The sequence below is a fragment of the Clostridium sp. AN503 genome (assembly GCF_040719375.1).
GTDB lineage: Bacteria > Bacillota > Clostridia > Lachnospirales > Lachnospiraceae > Brotaphodocola.
In genome coordinates, this window is the sequence record NZ_JBFDTP010000002.1 from 747,422 (window position 1) to 771,690 (window position 24,269).

The window sequence follows — 24,269 nt, forward strand, 5'->3', positions numbered from 1 at the left end:
TTGAATATAGAAACAGAAGGCTGACTGCCTATGATCGTGGTATTGTTTTCCGCAATATGTGGGGAAACGTGACAAGGGTGAGGTATGAGGAAATCACTGCGGTCAAGATCTGCAGCAACGGCAGACTGGGAGGCACCAGGGCGGAATTTTATCTGGAGGATCAGTATGTTGGATTCTGCTGCTCAGGAGACAAAAACTATGGACAGTTAATGGAACACCTGTTTTGCATTATACCGGATAGGATCATGTGGTAAAATGGGAAAAATAATAAATAGTATTTTTGATTTCATGTCAGAGGCTGTCGCAGAGGCAGTCTCTTTTCCTGCTTAAATTACCGCACCCGCTTGTGGCAAAACCAAAATTGTAGTATTATAAGAAGATGAAACGAAGGAGGTACAGATATGCTGGCGTGGATTCTTGCCGCCGGGGCAGTGCTCTGCCTGGCTTATTATGCGATTATCGTAACCTACGCAGGATTTGGGACTGCGTTTTCTGCGGTGTGGCTGTTTCTGGGGATCTTTTTGGGAGTGGCGGCAGCAGGCGTGCGGTATTATCAGAGATATCCCGAGCGGATCCCGCTGTGGATCCCAGTCTCACTTGTGACGCTCTGTGCTTCGGGGGTGATTGTGCTTTTAGTGGTGCAGATCCTCATATTTGGGCGGATTCCGTCTTCTGCAGAGCCGGATCTGGACTATGTGATTGTGCTGGGGGCGCAGGTGAAGCCTGAGGGACTCAGTAAGACCTTGAAGCTGCGCCTTGATAAAGCTGCGGAATATGCCAGACAGAACCCGGACACGCTTCTGGTACTGTCGGGAGCAAAAGGCGCCAATGAACCGGTTACGGAAGCGTCTGCCATGAGGGAATATCTTCTGGAGCAGGGCATAGAGGATGAACAGATGCTTTTGGAGGAGCGCTCCTACAGCACAGTGGAAAATATCGCTTATAGTAAGATCCTGATCGAAGAAGACCGGGAGCAGCGGCATGCGGCGGAGCTGAAAAGGACGGAGAGTGAACGGAGAGTGCCGGGAGCAGCGATCATGTCGGAGAAACTGGCGGCGCAAATGGCGGAGAAACCAGCGCGCATCGGCATTCTCACCAGCAATTTCCATTTGAGCCGCGCAAGGCTGATCGCGCGCAAGCAGGGGCTGACGGATGTCAGAGGGATCGCTTCCGAGTCGGATAAGGTGCTGTTTGTACATTTTTGCTTAAGGGACAGCCTGGCGATATTAAAAGACCGATTGATGGGTAACCTGTAAGTAAGCCTGTATGTGACCGATGCCGGAAACCATGGCGGCAAAGGTACGATGACAGAAAGCATATAGAAAAGGAGATATGATATGATCGATCAACTGGAAAAGATAGAGGGACTGAATGCCTATCGGGTGGTGGAACACAAGACCATCCAGGAGATGCAGTCGGAAGGAATCGTTCTGGAGCACAAAAAGACGAAGGCAAGACTCTTCCTTCTGTCCAATGATGATGAAAACAAGGTGTTCTGTATAGGATTTCGGACCCCTCCGTCCGACGACACGGGGCTGCCGCATATTCTGGAGCACAGCGTACTTTGCGGTTCTGACAAGTTTCCGCTTAAGGATCCGTTTGTGGAGCTGGTGAAGGGTTCCCTCAATACGTTTTTAAATGCCATGACCTATCCAGATAAGACCGTGTATCCGGTGGCAAGCTGCAATGAAAAGGATTTTCAGAACCTGATGGATGTTTACATGGATGCCGTGCTGCATCCCAACATCTATAAAGAAGAAAAGATCTTCCGGCAGGAGGGCTGGCACTACGAGCTGGAATCTGAGGATGCGCCGCTGATCTACAACGGCGTTGTGTACAATGAGATGAAGGGCGCTTACTCCTCCCCGGAGAGTCTGCTGGACAGCTTTACCCAGAAGACGCTGTTCCCGGACAACTGTTATGGGAAGGATTCCGGCGGTGATCCGGCATTTATCCCGGAGCTGACCTATGAGAAATTCCTGGATTTCCACAGCACCTATTATCATCCGTCCAACAGCTATATCTATCTCTATGGAGATATGGATATGGCAGAGAAGCTTAAGTGGCTGGATGAGGAGTATCTCTGCCATTATGAGGAGCGGACGGTGGATTCACGGATCCCGGAGCAGAAGGCGTTTGACCAGCCGGTGGAGCGGGAGCTGCATTATTCCATTACGGACGGGGAACCGGAAGAGGATGCAACCTATCTGTCTGTGAATACGGTTGTGGGAACGGACTTGGATCCGAAGCTGTATGTGGCGTTCCAGATCCTGGAATATACCTTGCTGGATGCACCGGGAGCGCCGTTAAAACAGGCGCTGATCGACGCGGGCATCGGCAAGGATGTGATGGGCGGATACGAGAGCGGGATCTTACAGCCGTTTTTCAGCGTGATCGCAAAGGATGCGAACCCGGAGCAGAAGGGCGAATTTCTTGCGGTGGTAAAGGGCACGCTGCGGAGGCTGGCGGACCAGGGGATCAATAAAAAGAGCCTGCTGGCAGGCATGAACTTTTATGAATTTAAGTACCGGGAAGCGGATTATGGCTCTGCGCCAAAGGGGCTGATGTATGGTCTCCAGTGTCTGGACAGCTGGCTGTATGACGGGGATCCGATGATGCATTTACAGTACCAGGAGACCTTTGATTACCTGAAAAATGCAGTCCATGAGGGCTTTTTTGAACAGCTGATCCGTGATTATCTGCTGGATAATCCGTTCGAGGCGGTGCTGGTGGTAAGCCCGGAGAAGAACCTGACGGCAAAAGAGGATGAGAAGGTGGCAAAGCGCCTGGCGGACCATAAGGCGTCCCTCAGTGCAGATAAGATCGCCGGACTGATCGAGGATACCAAGGCGCTGAAGCTATATCAGGATACTCCGTCCACGCCGGAGGCCATGGAGAAGATCCCGCTTCTTAGCCGGGAAGACATTGATAAACAGGCGGAGAAGTTTTATTGGACCGAGAAGACAGAGGACGAGATAAAAGTCCTGCACCACAACTTCTTTACGGCGGGGATCGGTTATCTGAAGGTGCTGTTCATGACGGATACGGTGCCGCAGGAGGATCTGTATTATGTGGGGCTCTTAAAATCCGTGTTGGGCAGTGTGGATACGGAGCATTATACCTATTCCGATTTGACCAGCGAGATCCATTTAAACAGCGGCGGCGTGGATTTTTCCGTGTCTTCCTTTGCAAATCTGCAGGATGAGGAGAAGTTTACCGGTGCATTCGTGGCGAGTGTTCGGGTGTTGTATGACAGGCTGGATTTCGGTTTTGGGATTCTGGAGGAGATCTTGAATCATTCTGTCTTTACCGACAGGAAGCGTCTGGGTGAGGTCATCCAGGAGACCCGCTCCCGTGCCAGGATGAAGCTGGAAAATGCGGGCCACTCCACGGCGGTTTCCCGGGCCACCTCCTATTTCTCCGCTACCTCCTGGTACAATGAGATGACAGGCGGAACCTCCTACTATCATTTCCTGGAAAAGATCGCTAAGGATTACGAGACGGAGAAGGATGCCATCGCTGCGAAGCTTCAGGAGGTGTGCGGGAAACTGTTTACCCGCTCCAATATGCTGGTGAACTATACAGCGGATGACAAGGGGTATGGGTATCTTCCGGAGAGTTTAAAGCTTCTGGTTTCCAGGCTGCCGGAGGGAGGCGGCGAGCGGTACCCGTTCACCCATCCGGTGGAAAACTTAAATGAGGGCCTCAAGACCTCGGCTCAGGTGGATTATGTGGCGCGGTGCGGCAATTTCAGAAAAAAAGGGTATGAATATACCGGCGCGTTGAAAATTTTGCAGGTGATCTTAAGTTATGACTATCTATGGCTGAACATCCGTGTGAAGGGCGGCGCTTACGGCTGCATGAGCGGGTTCGGACGGTCAGGCGAAGGGTATCTGGTCTCCTACCGGGACCCGAACCTAAAGGAGACCAATGAGGTTTATGAGGGGATTCCTGCATATCTTGAGCAGTTTGACCCGGATGAGCGGGACATGACCAAGTATGTGATCGGGACCATAAGCAATTTAGATACGCCGCTGACTCCGTCCATCAAGGGCAGCAGAGGCCTGTCTGCCTATCTGTCGGGTGTGACGGAAGAGATGCAGCAGAAGGAGCGCGACCAGGTGCTCGGCGCGACCAGGGATGATATCCGGGCGCTGGCCGACCTTATCCGCGCAGTACTGGCAACCGGCAGCTTCTGTGTGGTTGGCAATGAAGAAAAGATCGAGGCAAACCGCGCCATGTTTGGCGTAGTGGAGAACCTTACGAGAGGATAAAAGAAAGTCTATGACAAAGAAGATGGAAACACAGGATATCGAAAAACTGATGGAGACGCTGGGCAAACCGGGAGAGAATGACGGGGCGTCGTCGAAAGACCAGGCTGGCATGCAGAAAAAATCCGGTTTCGTGACGCTGATCGGCAGGCCCAACGTGGGCAAATCCACGCTGATGAATCACCTGATCGGCCAGAAGATCGCCATCACCTCGGATAAACCGCAGACCACCAGGAACCGCATCCAAACTGTGTACACGGATGAACGCGGGCAGATCATTTTCCTGGACACTCCGGGCATCCATAAGGCCAAGAATAAGCTTGGCCAATATATGGTCAATGTGGCGGAGCACACCTTGAAGGAGGTGGATGTGGTTATGTGGCTGGTGGAGCCGACCACCTTCATCGGGGCGGGGGAGCGGCATATTGCGGAGCAGCTGCGCACGGTAAGAACTCCGGTCATCCTGGTCATCAACAAGATCGATACACTGAAGAACCAGGAAGAGATCCTGACCTTCATCGACGCTTATAAGGATATCTGCAATTTTGCGGAGATCGTGCCTGTGTCGGCTCTGAAGGAGAAGAACACGGATCTTTTGACGGAGCTGATCTTTAAATACCTGCCCTACGGTCCGCAGTTTTACGATGAGGATACGGTGACGGACCAGCCTATGCGCCAGATCGCGGCAGAGCTGATCCGGGAGAAGGCCCTGCGCCTGCTAAATGAGGAGATCCCTCACGGCATTGCGGTGACGATCGAGAAGATGACGGAGCGTTCAAACGGTATCATGGATATTGAGGCGACGATCGTCTGTGAGCGGGACTCCCACAAGGGCATCATCATTGGCAAGGGCGGCGCCATGTTAAAGCGCATCGGTTCTGCCGCCAGACGGGAGCTGGAGGAGATGCTGGAGACAAAGGTCAACTTACAGCTCTGGGTAAAGGTGCGTAAGGAGTGGCGCGACAGCGAGACCCTGATGAAGAATTATGGCTACACGCCTGAGAAATAAGCAGCGTAAAAGGGAAGGTCGGTTTGGAAATTGAGGGAGACGACAAATCTGACGGGGATGGTATTAAAGGCCACCCCTTCAGGAGAATATGACAGGCGCCTGGTCCTTCTGACCCGGGAGCGGGGGAAGCTGACAGCATTCGCCCGCGGGGCCAAACGGCCGGGCAATCAGCTGATGGCGGTGAGCCGTCCGTTTGTGTTCGGGCAGTTCCGGCTGTTTGAGGGGCGGGACGCCTACAGTCTGCAGAGCGCAGAGATCAGCAATTATTTTACGGAGCTTGCCGGGGATGTGCAGGCGGCCTGTTACGGCTCCTATTTCCTGGAACTGGCAGACTATTACTGCCGTGAGAATGTGGACGGCACCGAGATGCTCCTTCTGCTCTACCAGTCCATGCGGGCGCTCTTAAAACCGGCGCTGCCCGATGACCTGGTGCAGTTAGTGTTTGAACTGCGCGCCATGGTCATCAATGGAGAATATACAGAGCATCCCCCGCGTGCGGTCAGTGACTCGGCCACATATGCGTGGGAGTACATTATCGCCTCTCCGATCGAGTCATTATATACCTTTGTCTTGACGGAGGAGGTGCAGAGAGAATTGAAAATCTGTGTGGATATCAACAAAAAGAAGTTTATCGACCGGGAATTTCATTCTCTGGAGATCCTGGAAATGATGGAATTTTCATGTAGGTATTGAAAATCCCGGCATTTACAGGTATAATCCAAAATAGCTGTGCGCAAAAGCGCCGGCATAAGGTTTTAGGAGGAAAATTATGAAAAAGAAATATGCTGTGCTGGCGGCTGGCAGTCCTTACAGGAATACTGATCACCGGATGCGGGCAGAAGGCAGCGGCTTCCGGGTGGGAAGCCAACGAGAACAGTATCTACGTGAGCAAAGGGCTTGAGGTAGAGAGCGCACTGATCTATACATCGGAGAAGACCAATGATCTGTACACGCAGGATGGGCTTGCTTCTTTTGTAAAGGAACAGATCGCGGTTTATAATGCAGCACAGGGAGCGGCTGAGGCTGCGGAGAATACAGAGGGCGGCGAGGCGCTTCCCGTGGCGCTTAAGAGCTGTACGCTGGAAGGGCAGACAGGAAAGCTGGTCCTGGATTACAAGACTGCGGAGGACTTTGTAAAGTTTGCGCAGGAAACCGGGGACAATACCAACACGGTAACCGCCCTTACAGTTGCAGATATGGCAGGCGGCCTGCCGGAGGACTTGAAATTCACCGCACCGGACGGCAAAGCTGTGGATGCAGCAGAGGTGTCGAAGCTGTCCGACGCCCATGTGGTTGTCGTGGAGGGCGCCGCGACTGTTTATACGGAAGGCAAGGTTGCCTATGTATCAGAAGGCGTGACAATGAAGAGGGAGAATGCGGTACAGACTGCGGAAGGCAAAAACTGTATCGTATTTAAATAATTATTATTAATAATTCGGAAGAAAGAGGTTATCTGACATGGAAAAGACGATGGAAAAGATTGTGGCGCTGGCCAAGAGCAGAGGTTTTGTATATCCAGGTTCCGAGATCTACGGAGGCCTTGCCAATACCTGGGATTACGGCAACCTGGGTGTGGAGCTTAAAAACAATGTGAAAAAAGCATGGTGGCAGAAATTCGTTCAGGAAAGCCCCTACAACGTGGGTGTGGACTGCGCGATCCTGATGAATTCCCAGACATGGGTGGCATCTGGCCATCTGGGCGGTTTCTCCGACCCGCTGATGGACTGTAAGTCCTGCAAGGAGCGTTTCCGCGCCGACAAGCTGATCGAGGACTACATGGACGAGAACGGCATCACCATCGAAGGCTCCGTGGATGCATGGTCCCAGGAAGAGATGAAGCAGTACATCGACGAGAAGAATATCTGCTGTCCCAGCTGCGGCAAGCATGATTTCACTGATATCCGCCAGTTCAACCTGATGTTCAAGACCTTCCAGGGCGTGACGGAGGATGCCAAGAACACCGTATACTTAAGACCGGAGACCGCACAGGGTATTTTCGTGAACTTCAAGAACGTACAGCGCACCTCCAGGAAGAAAGTGCCGTTCGGCATCGGACAGATCGGTAAATCCTTCCGTAACGAGATCACTCCGGGCAACTTCACCTTCCGTACCCGTGAGTTTGAGCAGATGGAGCTGGAATTCTTCTGCAAGCCTGGCACCGACCTTGAGTGGTTCGCCTATTGGAAAGAATTCTGCATCAACTGGTTAAAAGCTCTGGGTATTAAGGATGATGAGATGCGGGCCAGAGACCATTCTCCGGAAGAACTCTGCTTCTACAGCAAGGCCACTACAGACATTGAGTTTTTATTCCCGTTTGGCTGGGGTGAGCTGTGGGGCATCGCAGACCGTACTGATTACGATCTGACCCAGCACCAGAATACCTCCGGCGAAGATATGACCTATTTTGACGACGAGGCTAAGGAGAAATATGTACCGTATGTCATTGAGCCGTCCCTGGGCGCAGACCGTGTGACCCTCGCATTCCTGTGCGCCGCTTACGATGAGGAGGAGATCGGTGAGGGCGATGTGCGTACCGTCCTGCATTTCCACCCGGCCATCGCTCCAGTGAAGATCGGGATCCTGCCGCTGTCCAAGAAGCTGAACGAGGGCGCGGAGAAGATATACGCAGAGCTGTCCAAGTACTACAACTGTGAGTTTGACGACAGAGGCAACATCGGCAAGCGTTACAGAAGGCAGGACGAGATCGGTACTCCGTTCTGTATCACCTATGATTTTGGTTCCGAGGAGGACCATGCAGTGACCGTCCGCGACCGCGATACCATGGAGCAGGTGCGCGTACCGGTTGCTGAGCTGAAAGCCTACTTCGAGGATAAGTTCCGCTTTTAATATGTTCTGATTTCTATCAGTTTACCTTAATTTCTATAGTTTGCGGCGGTTTCTATGTAAGCCGCCGCAGGCTATCATGATTGAATTATCTTATTTGAATCCTGTTGTGAATGTGATCGAATAAAAATTTGTAACCCCTTGACAATATGTCGTAAACGACATATACTGGTACATAGAAGGAGAAAACCTTGAATAAGTTTGAGATTTTGTTTTATCAAAAAGCGAATGGAGAGGAACCGGCAAAAGATTTTATTTTGCAGCAGGATCCTAAGATGAAGGCAAAACTGCTGCGGATCATTGAGATGATTGGGACCAATGGCAATGTGTTGGGAGAGCCTTACACGAAGAGTCTTTCGGATGGCATTTATGAGATCCGGGCAAAACACAGTTCTGATATTACCAGGGTTTTATATTTTTTTGAAGTGGGAGGAAGGATCGTGCTGACCAACGGTTTTGTCAAAAAGACGGATAAAACCCCGCGAAGAGAGATTGAGACAGCGAAGAAATACAGAAATGATTATAGAAGGAGGGCACGACATGACCAGATTTGATGATTTTTTGAAAGAACAGCTTACGGATCCGGAAGTGAAAAAGGAGTACGATGCGTTGCAGCCGGAGTTTGACATTATCCAGGCGATCATCGATACCAGGAAAAGCCAGAATCTGACCCAGAAGGAGTTGTCCGAACGGACCGGCATCACCCAGGCAGATATCAGCCGTATCGAGACCGGGACCAGGAATCCCAGCCTGGATATGCTGAAGCGGCTGGCTGATGGGATGGGGATGTATCTGAAGGTGGAATTTATACCGAAGAAGATGAGATGACATAGTTTAAGAAAGTCCAGGTGCTTACAGGCATTCCCGGACTTTCTTTACAACCAGAGAAATGATCTCGTTCATGGACAGATCCTCACAGCCAACTACATGATGATTGCAGCGGTTGACCGGCATCAGGATCTGGCAGGCGTGACTGCGTCCGATGGCTGCGGCCATCTTTTCCGTAACCTCGCCATAGAGAGAATCGGCGATGACGATTCCGATGGGGCCGATGATGATATCGGAGTCTTTCGCTGCGACGAGCACAGGATTCTCGCCGGTGGCCCCGTAGTCCGCGCCGGCCTTTAACATGGCGCTTGTTGCGATGCTGTTGGTGCCGATAGCCAGAAGCTCCTGCTCCGGAAATGCTTTCTTTAGCTGCTCGATGATGGCCTTGCCCATGCGCCCGCCCTGTCCGTCTATGATCGTGATTTTTTTCATAATGTGCCAGATCCTTTCTTATCCCATAAATATACAGATGATAAACCGATGATGTGTTTTTAAATTCTATCAGAAAATCCTGCTCAAGCGCAAGTACTTTCTGCTTGTGAATCCCTGGATTTGTGATAAAATAGGGAAAGATGGGATTTTAATGAATATAAGGAGGCATAAAGATGGCAAAAGTATATGCGTTGATAGCGGATGGTTCTGAGGAAGTGGAGTGTCTTGCAGTGGTGGATATCTTAAGACGCAGCGGGATTGAGACCGTACTGGTCTCTGCTGGTGAGACGCGAGAGATCGTAAGCTCCCATCAGATCCAGATCCGGGCGGATGCGACTGTGGCAGAGACGGATTTTTCTGATGGGGATGTGATCTTCCTGCCGGGTGGAATGCCGGGAGCGGAGAATCTGACTGCATGTGAGCCGCTGATCGAGGCGCTTCGGCAGGCTGATGATGACGGCAGAAGGATTGCGGCGATCTGCGCGGCGCCTGGTGTTGTGCTGGGACGCCATGGTTTCCTGGAGGGAAAGACAGCAACTTGTTTCCCTGGTTTTGAACGGGATTTCCGGGGAGCTGCAGAGTATACCATGCAGGGTGTGGTGACAGACGGCAATATCACCACGGCCAGAGGACTTGGTTTCGCGATCGATCTGGGGCTGGAGCTGGTGAGGATCCTGGCCGGTGAAGCCGCGGTGGAGGATGTGAAAAAGAAGATCCAGTACAACTGATCTGCGGGAGAGCGCAGCAGGCAGATAGATTTTGCGGAATATATACAGAGATTTACAGAGGAGCCGGAAGGATACCGTCATTGTGAGCGGTGTTCTTCCGGCTTTTATAAGGTTATAGCAGTCATTCCACAATATTATAACTGTAGGTACTACAATATATTGACTTTGATAAAGCGGTGTGATACACTACACAAAAACAAAGTTGCAGGATTGACAGCAGAGTATAAGATGGTGGAGGGCTGGTAATATGGATAAGATAACCGTATTTAAAGGAGATGGGATCGGACCGGAGATCACGGATACGGTCATGGAGATTTTAGATGTGGCGGGGGCCAGGCTGGAATATGAGGTGTTCCGGGTGGGCAATCAGGAATATTTGGAGAACGGAGCGCTGATACCGGAGGACGCCTTTTCCTCGTTTGAAAAAACAAAGATACTTTTAAAATCCCCGATCACCACGCCGATCGGCAAAGGCTTTCGTTCGCTGAATGTGACCATGCGGGAGAAGTATGACATGTATGCCAATATCCGTCCGGCCAAATCCAATAAAGCAGTGAACACCCCGTTCCGGGATGTGGATATCGTCGTGTTCCGGGAGAATACGGAGGATCTTTATGTTGGCGTGGAGGAGTGGGCGGACGAGGATACGGTGGTTGCCAAAAAGATCATCACCCGCAAAGCCAGTGAGCGTATCATCCGCGATGCCTTTGAATATGCCAGGGCACATGGACGGAAGAAGGTTACCTGTGTGCACAAGGCGAATATCTTAAAACAGACGGACGGATTTTTCTTAAAGATCTTCAATCAGATAAAAGAGGAATATCCGGAGATCCTGGGGGATGACCGGATCGTGGATGCAGTCTGCATGCAGCTCGTCCTGAATCCACAGCAGTTTGACGTTATGGTGATGCCGAATCTGTATGGGGATATTGTGTCAGATCTGACCAGCGGCCTGATCGGCGGCCTGGGACTGCTGCCGTCCGGCAATCTGGGAAGGGATTATGCCATGTTCGAGGCCGTACACGGAAGCGCGCCGGATATCGCCGGAAAAGGCATTGCAAACCCGACCGCCCTGCTCTGGTCAGCCTGTATGATGCTGGAACATTTAAAGCAGAACGATGTGGCGGACGGGATCCGCAGGGCCGTTGATAAGGCGCTCTGCAATCTGGATGTGATCACCCCGGATCTGCATGGCAGAGGTAACACGGAGAGTTATAAAAATGCGATCATTGCGCAGCTTGCGTGACTGCACGGATTAGAAAAACCTACAGCAAACCATAAGAATCAGAACAAAGCGAGACGGCATATCAGGTAAAATCGATATGCCGTCTCGTTTTTTTATATCATGGGAAAGTTCTCTATGATATAAAAATTTATTCTAAATCCGTCCCGGAAATTTGAAAAAAATATCAAAAATTTATAAGCTGTTTAAAAAAATATCAAAAGATTTGTAAAAACTCCGGAATATTTTATATACTGTCAGTAAAAAACATTGTAAAATCAGTTCAGTAAGAAACGTTACAGGAACAATGGACGGGAAGTCCTGGTGAAGAAAGGGAGGTTTTACAGGATGAAGAAACGATTTTTAAGTTCACTTATGGCAGCAGCAATGGTGGCGGCGTCACTGGCAGGCTGTGCACCGAAGCCGGTGGAGTCCACGACGGCGGCTCCGGCAGCGGAAGCAGCAAAGACTGAGGCAAAGGCAGAGGGCGGCGAGACTGCTGCGGAGACGAAAGCGCAGGATACGGCAGATCTGCCGGTCTTAAAGGTTGCAGTGATGCCGTTCCTTAACAGTATCCCGATCGAGTATATGATCAACGAAGGCCTGGATACGGCCAACGGTTTCAAGATCGAGCCGGTATACTTTGCAAATGGCGGAGCCATGAACGAAGCGCTGGCGGCGGATCAGTGGGAGGTAGGTACCTTGAGCGCGGCGGCGGTCAACTCCCTGGCGATTTACGGAGCATACTGTATCGCAGATATCGGGCATTCTGAGGGCGGCCTGTATACGCTCTGCAAACCGGATTCCCCGATCGCACAGGTAAAAGGCGCAAATCCCTCTTACCCGGATATCTACGGCGATGCGGAAACATTAAAGGGAGCGGTCATTGCCACGAACACCGGAACCATTTCCCATTTAAACGTGATCAAGTGGCTGGAGAAGTTTGGACTGACCACCGAGGATGTGGAGATCGTACATATGGATTTCCCGTCCGCATATCAGGCGCTCATGACCGGAAACTGTGACGTGGCGGCCCTGAACCCGCCGACCTCCTATGCGGCAGAGGGCGAGGGCATGGTGGTGACTTCCAGCCTGACGAACCTGGAGGTTCCGCAGTTTGATTCCATCATCGTCAGCAACAAGGCGTTTACCGAGCGCAAAGATGTTCTGGTAAACTATGTGAAAGCGTTTTTCCAGGCAACCGATGCACTCCAGGCGGACCCGGATATGGCGGCGCAGCTTCTGCTTGACTGGTATACGGAGAATGGTTCCGAGTCTTCGCTGGAAGCCTGCAAGAACGAGATCGAGACCAGGCCGTTTGTAACCTCTGAGGAGGAGAAGACCATCACCGTCGGCGATTCCGTACAGATAACCGGTGAATTCTGGGTATCCCAGGAGCTGCTTGATGAAGCCAAGTTCCCGGAGATCGCAACCCATATTGATACGACGATCGTCAAGGAAGCGCTGGGTTTCTAAGATTTTGAAGGAGTACAGGAAGGTGTCGGCGACGGCACCTTCATTTTTACCGGGGCGCAGGCCGCGCGGGCCTGGTGGCGGAGAACCCGGTGACAGAAAAGAAAGGTGGTTACTGACGTGACAGAATTGGAGAAAAAGAAACAGCGGGACAAGAGGAAATTTGCGTTTATATCTGTGTGTTCCCTGAGTACATTTTTTATAGTCTGGTACATAGCGACGGCAATCCTGCACCTGATGCCGGATTACAGCCTGCCAAGCCCCGTCCAGGTGCTTCAGGCATTCATCTACAAGTTAAACCACAAGGCGCCGGACGGAGGCACGCTGTTCCAGCACATCGTGGCGAGCTTGAAGGTGGCGCTGAGCGGATATGTGTTGGGCGCGGTGATCGGGATCCCGCTGGGGATCTGTATGGCGTGGTTTCGCAGGATCGATCTGTTTGTCACACCGTTGTTTGACCTGGTGCGTCCGGTCCCGACCATCGCCTGGATCCCGCTTATGATCCTGTGGTTCGGCATCGGCCTTGGAGCAAAGGCAGCGATCATCTTCGTATCCGCCTTTATCCCGTGCGTGATCAACTCTTATGCGGGGATCAAACAGACCAAACCCGTACATCTGTGGGTGGCCCAGACCTTTGGGGCGTCCAGGACCAAAATGCTCTTTACGGTGGCGATCCCAACGGCGATGCCGCTGATCTTCACCGGTCTGCGCATCTCCCTGCAGGCGGCATGGACGACCCTGTGCGCGGCGGAAATGCTGGCGGCCAACAAGGGGTTAGGGTATATGATACAGCTCAACCGTTCCCTTGCAAGGGCGGATCTGATCATCGTCGGTATGCTGACCATCGGGTTTATCGGGACCCTCTTTGCCGTTGTACTGGGCAAGATGGAGAACCGGCTGGTGAAGGGAGGTAAAAAATCATGAAGAAATATTTTACCGGAGAAAAGCTGGAAAAGACCATTTACGCGGTCTGCGCGATCGCAACCTTTTTCCTTGCATGGGCCTTTATCACCACATTCACGGCGGCAAAGGAGACTACGCCCGGACCGGTTGAGGTTTTAAGGCTCCTTGTGGATTCCTTTTTTAAGCCGATCGGAAGATATACCATATATGGCCATCTGTATTACAGTATCCGGCGCGTGCTGATCGGTTATACGGTAGCTACGGTGCTTGGGATCATTGTGGGCATCGCCATGGGCACCTCCCGCTATGCGGAGGCGATCATCAAACCGATCTTTGAGCTGATCCGCCCGATCCCTCCGATCGCCTGGATCCCCCTTGTCATCCTGTGGTTCGGCGTCGGGGAGCTGCCGAAATATGCGATCATTTTTATCGGATCATTTACCAACGTGACCTTAAATGCCTACACTGGCGCCCAGCGGGTAGACCCGACCCTGATCGGCTGTGCCAGAATGCTGGGCACCAGCGACCGGGATATCTTTTTCCGCGTGATCCTTCCTTCCAGCCTGCCCCAGATCTTTGCAGGGATGCAGGTGGCCTTGTCCACCGCATGGATGGCGGTCCTGGCGGCAGAGATGATCGGAGCCCAGGAGGGCTGCGGCTGGATCATCCTGCGCGGCAGTGACACTACCAATATCCCCCTGGTGCTGGTAGGCATGGTGGTCATCGGCGTGGTAGGGCTGTTCCTGGCGACGGTCATGAGAATGGCAGAAAGGAGGCTGTGTTCATGGAACAGAATGGACGTATAGAGAAACCGATCATCACCCTGGAGCATGTCAGCAAGCGGTTTGAGTCTGCGGGCAGGGTCAAAGAGGTGGTAAATGATGTAAGCCTTGAGGTTCGGGAAAATGAATTTGTGGTCCTGTTCGGGCCGGGACAGTGCGGCAAGACCACGATGATCAACCTGATCGCGGGCCTGGAACAGACCAGTGAGGGGACAGTGACCGTAGACGGGAAAAAGGTCGAAGGTCCCGGCGCAGACCGGGGCGTGGTCTATCAGACTACTTCTCTGTTCCCGTTTTGTACAGTCATGGGGAATGTGGAGTTCGGCCCGAAATCCAGAGGGATCGACAAAAAGACGAGACGGGAGCACGCCCAGTATTTTATTGACTTAATGGGGCTGCAGGGTTTTGAGAAAAGCTATCCAAACCAGCTCTCCGGAGGAATGCGGCAGCGCGTGGGCATTGCCCGGGCTTACTGCAACGACCCGAAGGTCATGCTGATGGATGAGCCGTTTGGGCATCTGGACGCCCAGACCCGCTACATGATGGAGGAGGAGCTGGAGAAGATCTGGCAGAAGGAAAAACGGACGGTCGTATTTGTGACCAATAATATCGAGGAAGCCGTATACCTGGCGGACCGGATCATCCTTTTGACCAACTGTCCGACTACGATCAAGAAGGAATATATTGTGGATCTGCCGAGGCCCAGAAGCTATGTGGACCCAGGATTTTTAAAGCTTAGGAAAACCATTTTGGACAATACGGACGAGACACTGTAGGAAAGGAGCGCGTCATGAGTAAAGATAACGTAAAGGTCCGGGTAACCAACCTGACCAAGAAATTCGGAGATCTGCTGGTGCTTGACAATATCTCCTTTGATGTAAAGCAGGGGGAGTTCTTATGCATCGTAGGCCCTACCGGCTGCGGCAAGACCACATTTTTAAACAGTCTGACGAAGCTCTATGACTTAACGGCGGGAGAGATCCTGATCAACGGGGAACCGGTAGACTTAAAGAAACACAATATTGCCTATATCCTTCAGGAGTACTCGGCATTTCCCTGGCTGACCGTGGAGGAAAATGTGAAGTATGGCTTGAAGATCAAAAATCTTCCGGAGGACGAGGTGGTGAAACGCGCCGACCAGGTGATCGGGATGGTAGGCCTTGAGGATTACCGCAGCTATTATCCGGACCAGCTTTCTGCCAGTATGCTGCAGAGAGTGGTGATCGCCCGTGCGTTTGCCGTGCAGCCGGAGCTGCTTTTGATGGATGAGCCATATGGGCAGTTGGATATCTCCCTCCGGTTCCGGCTGGAGGATGAACTGATCCGGCTGTGGAGGGAGACCGGCACCACGGTCATCTTTATCACACACAATATTGAGGAGGCCGTATATCTGAGCGAGAGGATCCTGGTCCTGACCAACAAGCCGACCAGTATCAAGAAGGAGATCATCAATCCGCTGCCATGGCCCAGGGATGTGACAGCCCCGGAATTTGTGGAGATCAGGAACCATGTGACGGATTTGATCAAATGGTGGTAATAGGAGAGCGCTATGGCTGATAAAAGACCCAATATCATATTGTTTATGTGTGACCAGCTGCGGTTTGACGCCCTGGGCTGTTATGGAAACAATCAGATCCATACGCCCAACATAGACCGGATTGCCTTAAACGGCAGCACCTTTGACAATCATTTCGTGCAGAATCCGGTGTGTTCCCCTTCCAGGTGCACGGTGCTGACCGGACGGTATCCGAAGAACCACGGGACCAGGGACAACGGCATCCCGCTGCGGGATTCGGAGATCACCCTGCCGGAAGTCCTGCGGGACAACGGCTATCTCACGGCGGCGATCGGAAAAATGCATATCACGACCCAGTTTGTCCCAAAGGAGGACGAGCAGGATGACTGGCCGGAGGATCACTATGGATTTGATGTGATCCACACGACCTGTGACTGTAAGACTGGGGAATATCTAAACTGGCTGAAGGAGCAGAGTCCGGAGGACTACGAGGAAGTGAAACTTCAGGGTGAGCGGAAGGCAAAGGAGGACCGGGCTTCGGCAGCGGAAAAGGATTTAAGCGGCCCGCCCCAGGTGTATCCGAGCGGGATCAATCCGCAGTACCATCAGTCCCACTGGATCGCGGACCGGATGATCGATCTGATCCAGGAGTCGGAACCTGGGAAACCGTTTTTTGCGTACTGCTCTTTCGTAGACCCGCATCACCCCTTTGACCCGCCGGAGCCATATGCCGGCATGTATGATCCGGATGAGCTGGCGGAGCCTGTTTTTTTAGAGGGGGAGCTTGAAGATAAGCCGCCGCATTTTAAAAAGGCGCGGACGGCCCATGGGTTTTCCAATGAAAAATATGACTACACGAAACTGTCTCCTCATCAGTGGGGGCAGGTGAAGGCGGCGTACTATGGAATGATCACCCTGATCGACGACAACATTGGCCGCGTGCTGGATGCTTTGCAGGAGAAGGGGATCACGGAGGATACGCTGATCATGTTCACTAACGACCACGGGGAGCTGCTGGGGGACCACGGCCTTCTGTTTAAAGGCCCGTTTCACTACGACTGTATCATCAAGGCGCCGATGATCGTAAGCTGGCCCGGCGTGGTCCCGCAGGGGTCGCGCTACAGCCAGGTGACGGAGCATGTGGACATCATGCCCACGCTTCTGGAGTATGCCGGGGTACGCCCGCCTTACGGGGTGCAGGGCTGTTCCATGGCTCCCATCCTCCGGGGGGACAAGGGCGCAGGCCGGGAGTACGCCATGACTGAGTTTAACTGCTATGACTGGGGACTCAGCGTCAAAACCCTGACCGGGAAGAATTACAAGATCACCTACTATGCAGGAGAGGATTACGGCGAACTCTATGACCGCATCCGGGACCCGGAAGAATTCATCAATCTGTGGGAGGATGAAGCATACGCAGGGATCAAAGAATGCCTGCTGAAAAAGCTGATGGACCGAATCATTGAAACCGAGGACCCGCTGCCGCTGCGCATTGGGAAATATTAAATGTCAAACTGAATCTCATGCCGTAGAGACAGGCAGCCCCCGCCTGTCCCCACGGCATGCCCCATTGCCAGTCTCAAGTAATTTAAGCATACGCTCCAGGTGTCCGAATAGATCGGAATGTGATATAATGTTCACGCAGGCAATGAGCAGTGCGAAAAATGGCGGAAGCAAATTTTCGTTGTGCTTGCACAAAAGAAAATTTGCTTTTGCCATTTTTCATAGGGCGAAGCCCGTGAGCGAGATGGAGCGAAGCGGAATCGAGCTGCACTGCGGAGTCGCACTATGAAGTGGAGTCGCGATTTCGTTGTGCTTGCACAAAAGAAAATTTGCTTTTGCCATTTTTCATAGGGCGAAGCCCGTGAGCGACGCATTGAACACTTAGCGAGAGTCAACGAGCTTAGTGAGAAAGCGTACAGAGTAGATGGAGCGAAGCGGAATTGAGCTGCACTGCGGAGTCGCACTGCACTGCGCAGCCACATACGATGAGCAGATAAGGAGGCCACTAACATGCCAGAACAACGAAAAGCACGGCCGTGGAAGCTAAAAGTCCCCACGTCCAGTATGAAAACCAGTCTTTTGACTGCATTTCTGGCGCTGGGCATTTTTCTGACCCTCACGATCTCCCTGATCGGCTATCATATATTTGAGCGGACCATGGTATCGGAGATCGGAAACAACCGGGCCGACGTTCTGCACCAGGTAGGGGACCGGGTACGGCAGGTGAAGTACAATGCTTATACGCTGTCCAACCTGTATTATTACGACCACACGCTGCAGGATCACCTGTTGGAGCTTAAAGGACTTAAAGAGGGCGGTGACCGGGAAAAACGGCAGCAGGACCTCAACCGGTATCTGGAGCGGCTGACCTCCCAGTTTAAAAGCTCATTTCATGAATACAGCATAAGGTTTGACATGGTTCTGGCGCTGGAGGATGGAGGGGGCTACAGTTCCAGTCCGGTGCCGCCGGATTATGACTATATGAGTCCCAGGACCAAGATCTGGTATAAAGATATGCTGGACGCAAAAGGGGAAGTGATCGATATCGCCAACTACAAGGACAAAGCCACGGGGCAGAATTATTTTTCCACGGCGCGGGTGATGGCGGATGAGAACGGGGAAGCCCTGGCCTATCTGATGATCAGTGTGGAGGAGGCGCAGCTCAGGGAGATGTATGAGTCCGTGATCAGGGACAGACAGAACACGATCTATATTGTGGACGGTGAGGGGACGATCATCTCCTGCAGCAACCAGAGGCTGAACGGGTTTAATTTCTTCAATATGAAGAATCTGGACCGGCTCTTTGAGGGCAGCGCCTACACCTTTACGAAAATGCGCGGGAAAGAGATATTATTTACCCGCTATCAGGACCAGGGGTCCGGTTTTACCGTGCTGGAGGAGATCCCTCTGGAGGTGCTGATGGAGCCGATCCGGAATCTGCGTTATATGATCGCCTGGGTGGCATGTCTGGCGATCGGGGCGGTATCGTGGTATGCATGGCTCTTTGCGAAAAGGACGGCGCAGCCCATATCCCAGCTCTGTAACTTTATGCTCCAGGTGGAGGAGGAGAATTTAGACCGTCCCTGCCAGGTGGAGGGATATGTGGAGATCAATATCCTGCGCAACCGCTTAAACCTGATGCTGGGGCGGATGCGGGAGCTGATGCAGGGGATCAAGCAGAAGGAGCAGCAGAAGAGGAAAATGGAGCTGAGCTTTCTGCAGGCCCAGATCAATCCCCATTTTATGTACAATACCCTGTTCTCCATCAAGTGTATGGTGGACATGGAAAAAAATGAGGAGGCATCCCGGATGCTGGTGTCCTTTATCCAGCTTCTGCGCAGCACCCTCTCAAGCCCCAGCGAATTTGTCACGATCCGCGATGAATTCCGCGTGCTCCAGCAGTATGTGGATATCCAGAAATTCCGCTACGATGACGGGTTCCAGGTGGTATTTGAGTGTGATGAGGCAGTGGAGGAGAAAAAGATCCCCAAGCTGCTGATCCAGCCGCTTCTGGAAAACGCTATTTTCCATGGGGTTGAGTTTAAGAAGGGGGAAGGGCTGATCATCATCACGGCCCGGAAAAAGGACGGGGATGTGGTGGTGACGGTGGAGGACAATGGCATGGGGATCGCTCCGGAGGTGATTGAAAAGATCGAACGGGGGGAGCAGATCAACGAGAAGACCCATGTGGGGATCGTCAATGTAAAGGAACGCATCCAGCTTAATTTCGGGGAAAGTTACGGAATGAACATAGAGAGCAGGCAGTGGGAGGGGACGAAGATCGTCCTGACCTTCCCGGCCATTGACTGACAAAAGACAGAGAGGGGATGATGTCATGGTACGTGTGATGGTGGTGGATGATGAGGTGCCGATCCGGCAATGGCTGGAGTTCTGTATTGGCAAGCTGGCGGGATACCAGGTTGTGGGGCTTGCGGCTAATGGGGCGGAAGGCTTTTCCCTATACCGGAAGACTCTGCCGGAGATCGTGATCACGGATATCCGCATGCCGGTCATGGACGGCCTAGAGATGCTGAAACTGATCCAGAACAGCAACCCGGCGGTGGTCAGCGTGGTGCTCACAAGCCATGAGGATTTTGAATATGCGAGAAAGGCGATCAAGCTGGGGGCCTCCGAGTATATCCTGAAAACAGAGATCACGGAGGAGAGCTTAAAGGAGCTCCTTGACAAGGCCGCCAGAACCATGAGAGGCAGCACGGGCAGCGACCGTGAGAAGACCTTTGAGGAGCTTTCCAACCGGAACCATTATCTGCGGTCTCTGGTGCTGAGCCAGCATGCAGGGACGGCCAATGAGAAGCTGCTCAAGGAGTATGAGATCCCTTTGAGCCAGGGGAACTACGCAGCCCTCGATGTGATGGCGGGTGAGGAGGAGTCCATGCGGATCACCCTGCCCCAGGAAGGGATACTGACTAATATCTTCAAGGTGTCTCTGGACTTAAACCACACTCTGATCGTCGGCAACTTGGACCGCAGCGGTTCTGCCAGCGGTTTGCGGCAGCAGGAGGAGATTGGCCGGTACTGCAGGGAGATCATAAAACAGGCGCCCTGCATGATCGGGTGCAGCGACATCTACAGCAGTCCGGGGCGTTTGGGAGACGCCATGCGCCAGGCTCATGACCGGGTGCTGCTGCATTTTTATTATCCGAATACGGATATCTTTTTAAACCAGCCGGTGGGCGTGCGCCAGATTCCCAATGGGGAAAAATATAAGATCCGGTTCAGCAAGGAGCTGGTGAACCAGAATTTTAAAAAAGCGGTGGAGATCAAGGAGAGTATGATGGAGGAGGTGCGGCAGACCAGGCCGACGGATATTGACTATGTGCGGAAGCTGTTTCTGTTCTTTTTGACCTCCCTCTATCACATTACCCGGGATGACATCGACAAGACGGAACAGCAGCTTGGCGAGGTGGGGGAAATGGTACAGGCCGCAGATACCCTGGAAAAGCTGGAACTGGTGATGGAGCGGGGGTTTGCCTCCTGCGGCAGCGCCGCCATGGGCAACTCAGAGTATTCGTCCTCCGTCCGCAGCGCGATCCGGTATATGGAAGAGAATTATGCAGAGCCGCTGGCATTGTCCGATGTATCCTCCCATGTGGGACTGAGCGCGGAATATTTAAGCCGTCTGTTCCGGGATGAGACTGGTGTGAAGTTTGTGGTCTATCTAAATAACCTGAGGCTGAAACACGCGCTGAGGCTTCTGGAGACAACAAATCTCAAGGTGTATGAGGTGGCGGAGCAGGTGGGGTATTCCAATCTGAGCTATTTTTCTACGGTATTTAAGAAAAACTTTGGTCAGAATCCGTTTGATTATAAAAATAGCTGCAAGTAAATCGTATATACGAACGAAAAACAGATATGCGAAAATGACAGAAATTGAAAGTACTTACACAGGTTTTTACTGAAATTTGCACAAGTTTTTCCTGATTTTTGAAGAAAAAAACTTTACTCGCAAAAAAAATATGATATACTAGTACCAGACCGTTGACGGGCTTTTTCTTTGCGCAATTTTGGAGGGAACTGCAACCGGAGGCGGAATGAAACCAGCGGGGGAGACCCTGCATACATGTTGAGGAGGAAAAAACTTATGGCAACAAAGTGGGTGTATTTATTCACAGAAGGCGATGCCAGCATGAGGAACCTGTTAGGCGGTAAAGGTGCAAACTTAGCCGAGATGACCAACTTAGGTCTTCCGGTACCGCAGGGCTTTACCATTACGACAGAGGCCTGTACCCAGTATTACGAGGACGGCAAGAAGATCAATGACGAGATTATGGGTCAGATCATGGAGCATATCACCAAGATGGAGGAGATCACCGGCAAGAAGTTCGGTGACAAGGAGAATCCGCTCCTGGTTTCCGTTCGTTCCGGTGCAAGAGCTTCCATGCCGGGCATGATGGATACCATCTTAAACCTGGGCCTGAATGAAGAGGTGGTTGAGGTTCTGGCAGAGAAGTCCGGCAACCCGCGTTGGGCTTATGACTGCTACAGACGTTTCATCCAGATGTACTCCGATGTTGTTATGGAGGTTGGCAAAAAGTACTTCGAGGAGCTCATCGACAAGATGAAAGCCGAGAAGGGCATCACTCAGGACGTGGATCTGACCGCAGAGGACTTAAAGGTACTGGCTGACCAGTTCAAGGCTGAGTATAAGAAGATGATCGGCGAGGATTTCCCGACCGATCCGAAGGAGCAGCTGATGGGCGCGATCAAGGCTGTATTCCGTTCCTGGGACAACCCCCGTGCGAACGTATACCGCCGCGACAACGATATCCCGTATTCCTGGGGTACCGCAGTGAACGTTCAGATGATGGCATTCGGCAACATGGGCGAGACCTCCGGAACCGGCGTAGCATTTACCCGTGACCCGGCTACCGGCGAGAAGAAGCTGATGGGTGAGTTCCTGATGAACGCACAGGGCGAGGACGTGGTTGCAGGTGTCCGCACTCCGCAGAAGATCGCACAGCTGAAAGAGGTTATGCCGGAAGTTTACGATCAGTTCGTTGCGATCTGCGACAAGCTGGAAGACCATTACAGAGACATGCAGGATATGGAGTTCACTATCGAGGACCGCAAGCTGTACATGCTTCAGACCCGTAACGGTAAGAGAACTGCCAAGGCTGCTCTTAAGATCGCATGTGACCTGGTTGACGAGGGAATGATCGACGAGAAGAAGGCTGTCAAGATGATCGATCCGCGTAACTTGGACACCCTGCTGCATCCGCAGTTTGACGCTGCTGCACTGAAGAGCGCAGAGCCGCTTGCAAAAGCACTGGCTGCATCTCCGGGCGCTGCATGCGGTAAGATCGTATTCACCGCTGAGGACGCAAAAGAGTGGGCTGCAAGAGGTGAGAAGGTTGTCCTGGTACGTCTTGAGACCTCCCCGGAGGATATCGAGGGTATGAAGGCTGCTCAGGGTATCCTGACTGTCCGCGGCGGTATGACCTCCCACGCAGCAGTAGTTGCACGCGGCATGGGTACCTGCTGTGTATCCGGCTGCTCCGAGATCACCATGGACGAGGAGAACAAGAAGTTCACCCTGGCAGGCAAAGAGTTCCACGAGGGCGATGCGCTGTCCTTAGACGGTTCCACCGGTAAGATCTACGATGGCCTGATCCCGACCGTGGACGCTGAGATCGCAGGCGAGCTTGGCCGTATCATGGACTGGGCTGACAAATACAGAAGACTGAGAGTAAGAACCAACGCAGATACCCCGGCTGACGCAAGGAAGGCAAGAGAGCTGGGCGCAGAGGGTATCGGCCTTTGCCGTACCGAGCATATGTTCTTCGAGGGCGACAGGATCGATGCATTCCGTGAGATGATCTGTTCTGATACCGTTGAGGAGAGAGAAGCTGCTCTGGAGAAGATCCTTCCGGTTCAGCAGGGCGACTTCGAGAAGCTTTATGAGGCTTTAGAGGGCAACCCGGTTACCATCCGTTTCTTGGATCCGCCGTTACATGAGTTCGTTCCGACCGAGGAAGAGGACATCAAGAAGCTGGCTGACGCTCAGGGCAAGACTGTTGATCAGATCAAAGCGATCATCGATTCCCTGCATGAGTTCAACCCGATGATGGGCCATCGTGGATGCCGTCTTGCAGTTACCTATCCGGAGATTGCAAGGATGCAGACCAAGGCTGTGATCCGTGCGGCGATCAACGTTCAGAAGGCTCACGCTGACTGGAAGGTTTGCCCGGAGATCATGATCCCGCTTATCTGTGACGACAAAGAGCTTAAGGTTGTTAAGAAGATCGTAGTTGAGACCGCAGACGCTGAGATCGCTGCTGCAGGCATCGACTTAAAGTATGAAGTAGGTACCATGATCGAGATCCCGAGAGCATGTCTGACTGCAGATGACATTGCGAAGGACGCTGAGTTCTTCTGCTTCGGAACCAACGATCTGACCCAGATGACCTACGGCTTCTCCCGTGACGACGCAGGTAAGTTCCTGAACGCTTACTACGACAGCAAGATCTTCGAGAGCGATCCGTTTGCAAAGCTGGATCAGACCGGCGTAGGCAAGCTGATGGAGATGGCGATCAAGCTGGGCAAATCCGTTCGTCCGGATATGCATGTAGGTATCTGCGGCGAGCACGGCGGCGATCCGACTTCCGTAGAGTTCTGCCACAAGATCGGCCTGGACTATGTGTCCTGTTCTCCGTTCCGCGTTCCGATCGCGAAACTGGCAGCGGCGCAGGCAGCTCTGGCAGAATAAGCTTGATTAATAGAATAACAGTATCTTTTAT

At 52.4% G+C, this 24,269-nt stretch carries 20 protein-coding genes; 19 read left to right on the top strand and 1 reads right to left on the bottom strand.

The window, feature by feature from the left end:
* Positions 1–401: 401 nt before the first annotated feature.
* The 8 genes from AB1I67_RS10680 (at position 402) to AB1I67_RS10715 (ending at position 8,952) form a co-directional block, all read left to right on the top strand.
* Positions 402–1,256 (top strand): YdcF family protein, encoded by an 855-nt coding sequence (locus AB1I67_RS10680; protein ID WP_367029850.1) that lies wholly within the window; start codon positions 402–404, stop codon positions 1,254–1,256.
* An 81-nt stretch (positions 1,257–1,337) separates the two neighbouring features.
* Positions 1,338–4,274 carry an insulinase family protein gene (locus AB1I67_RS10685; protein WP_367029851.1) on the top strand — a complete coding sequence of 979 codons (2,937 nt, stop codon included), beginning with the start codon at positions 1,338–1,340 and terminating at the stop codon, positions 4,272–4,274.
* A gap of 109 nt (positions 4,275–4,383) precedes the next feature.
* On the top strand, positions 4,384–5,280 hold the full coding sequence (era, locus tag AB1I67_RS10690) for a GTPase Era (protein ID WP_367032606.1): 897 nt from the start codon (positions 4,384–4,386) through the stop codon (positions 5,278–5,280).
* 30 nt (positions 5,281–5,310) lie between these two features.
* Entirely contained in the window at positions 5,311–5,973 is a 663-nt protein-coding gene (recO, locus tag AB1I67_RS10695; protein ID WP_367029852.1) for a DNA repair protein RecO, read from the top strand.
* 89 nt (positions 5,974–6,062) lie between these two features.
* Positions 6,063–6,701 (top strand): hypothetical protein, encoded by a 639-nt coding sequence (locus tag AB1I67_RS10700; protein WP_367029853.1) that lies wholly within the window; start codon positions 6,063–6,065, stop codon positions 6,699–6,701.
* A gap of 37 nt (positions 6,702–6,738) precedes the next feature.
* Positions 6,739–8,127, top strand: coding sequence for a glycine--tRNA ligase (locus tag AB1I67_RS10705; RefSeq protein ID WP_367029854.1), 1,389 nt, complete (start codon positions 6,739–6,741; stop codon positions 8,125–8,127).
* A 188-nt stretch (positions 8,128–8,315) separates the two neighbouring features.
* Positions 8,316–8,678 (top strand): type II toxin-antitoxin system RelE/ParE family toxin, encoded by a 363-nt coding sequence (locus AB1I67_RS10710; protein WP_367029855.1) that lies wholly within the window; start codon positions 8,316–8,318, stop codon positions 8,676–8,678.
* Positions 8,665–8,952: a helix-turn-helix domain-containing protein gene (locus tag AB1I67_RS10715; protein WP_367029856.1), complete on the top strand. Its 288-nt coding sequence runs from the start codon at positions 8,665–8,667 to the stop codon at positions 8,950–8,952. Before AB1I67_RS10710 ends, AB1I67_RS10715 begins: the two co-directional genes overlap by 14 nt.
* Positions 8,953–8,976: 24 nt before the next feature.
* Here AB1I67_RS10715 and AB1I67_RS10720 read toward each other — a convergent pair whose 3' ends face one another.
* Entirely contained in the window at positions 8,977–9,384 is a 408-nt protein-coding gene (locus AB1I67_RS10720; protein WP_367029857.1) for a DUF3842 family protein, read from the bottom strand.
* A gap of 173 nt (positions 9,385–9,557) precedes the next feature.
* Here AB1I67_RS10720 and AB1I67_RS10725 point away from each other — a divergent pair, with 173 nt between their 5' ends.
* The 11 genes from AB1I67_RS10725 to ppdK all read left to right on the top strand — a co-directional run bounded on the left by AB1I67_RS10725 (position 9,558) and on the right by ppdK (position 24,238).
* Positions 9,558–10,112 carry a DJ-1 family glyoxalase III gene (locus AB1I67_RS10725; RefSeq protein ID WP_367029858.1) on the top strand — a complete coding sequence of 185 codons (555 nt, stop codon included), beginning with the start codon at positions 9,558–9,560 and terminating at the stop codon, positions 10,110–10,112.
* A gap of 247 nt (positions 10,113–10,359) precedes the next feature.
* Complete coding sequence (locus AB1I67_RS10730) at positions 10,360–11,358, top strand: isocitrate/isopropylmalate family dehydrogenase (protein ID WP_367029859.1); 999 nt, start codon at positions 10,360–10,362, stop codon at positions 11,356–11,358.
* A gap of 324 nt (positions 11,359–11,682) precedes the next feature.
* Entirely contained in the window at positions 11,683–12,810 is a 1,128-nt protein-coding gene (locus AB1I67_RS10735; protein ID WP_367029860.1) for an ABC transporter substrate-binding protein, read from the top strand.
* A 117-nt stretch (positions 12,811–12,927) separates the two neighbouring features.
* Entirely contained in the window at positions 12,928–13,731 is an 804-nt protein-coding gene (locus AB1I67_RS10740; RefSeq protein ID WP_367029861.1) for an ABC transporter permease, read from the top strand.
* Complete coding sequence (locus AB1I67_RS10745) at positions 13,728–14,516, top strand: ABC transporter permease (protein ID WP_367029862.1); 789 nt, start codon at positions 13,728–13,730, stop codon at positions 14,514–14,516. Before AB1I67_RS10740 ends, AB1I67_RS10745 begins: the two co-directional genes overlap by 4 nt.
* On the top strand, positions 14,495–15,268 hold the full coding sequence (locus AB1I67_RS10750) for an ABC transporter ATP-binding protein (RefSeq protein ID WP_367029863.1): 774 nt from the start codon (positions 14,495–14,497) through the stop codon (positions 15,266–15,268). The genes AB1I67_RS10745 and AB1I67_RS10750 overlap by 22 nt, the downstream gene beginning before the upstream one ends.
* A 14-nt stretch (positions 15,269–15,282) precedes the next feature.
* Positions 15,283–16,029 (top strand): ABC transporter ATP-binding protein, encoded by a 747-nt coding sequence (locus AB1I67_RS10755; protein WP_367029864.1) that lies wholly within the window; start codon positions 15,283–15,285, stop codon positions 16,027–16,029.
* A 12-nt stretch (positions 16,030–16,041) separates the two neighbouring features.
* Positions 16,042–17,514 carry a sulfatase-like hydrolase/transferase gene (locus tag AB1I67_RS10760; RefSeq protein ID WP_367029865.1) on the top strand — a complete coding sequence of 491 codons (1,473 nt, stop codon included), beginning with the start codon at positions 16,042–16,044 and terminating at the stop codon, positions 17,512–17,514.
* Positions 17,515–18,021: 507 nt separating this feature from the next.
* Entirely contained in the window at positions 18,022–19,821 is a 1,800-nt protein-coding gene (locus AB1I67_RS10765) for a sensor histidine kinase (protein ID WP_367029866.1), read from the top strand.
* A 25-nt stretch (positions 19,822–19,846) separates the two neighbouring features.
* Positions 19,847–21,358, top strand: a complete 1,512-nt coding sequence (locus AB1I67_RS10770; RefSeq protein WP_367029867.1) for a response regulator — start codon at positions 19,847–19,849, stop codon at positions 21,356–21,358.
* 255 nt (positions 21,359–21,613) lie between these two features.
* The gene (ppdK, locus tag AB1I67_RS10775) at positions 21,614–24,238 is read left to right on the top strand and encodes a pyruvate, phosphate dikinase (protein WP_367029868.1); all 2,625 of its coding nucleotides are present in this window, start codon (positions 21,614–21,616) and stop codon (positions 24,236–24,238) included.
* Positions 24,239–24,269: the final 31 nt, after the last annotated feature.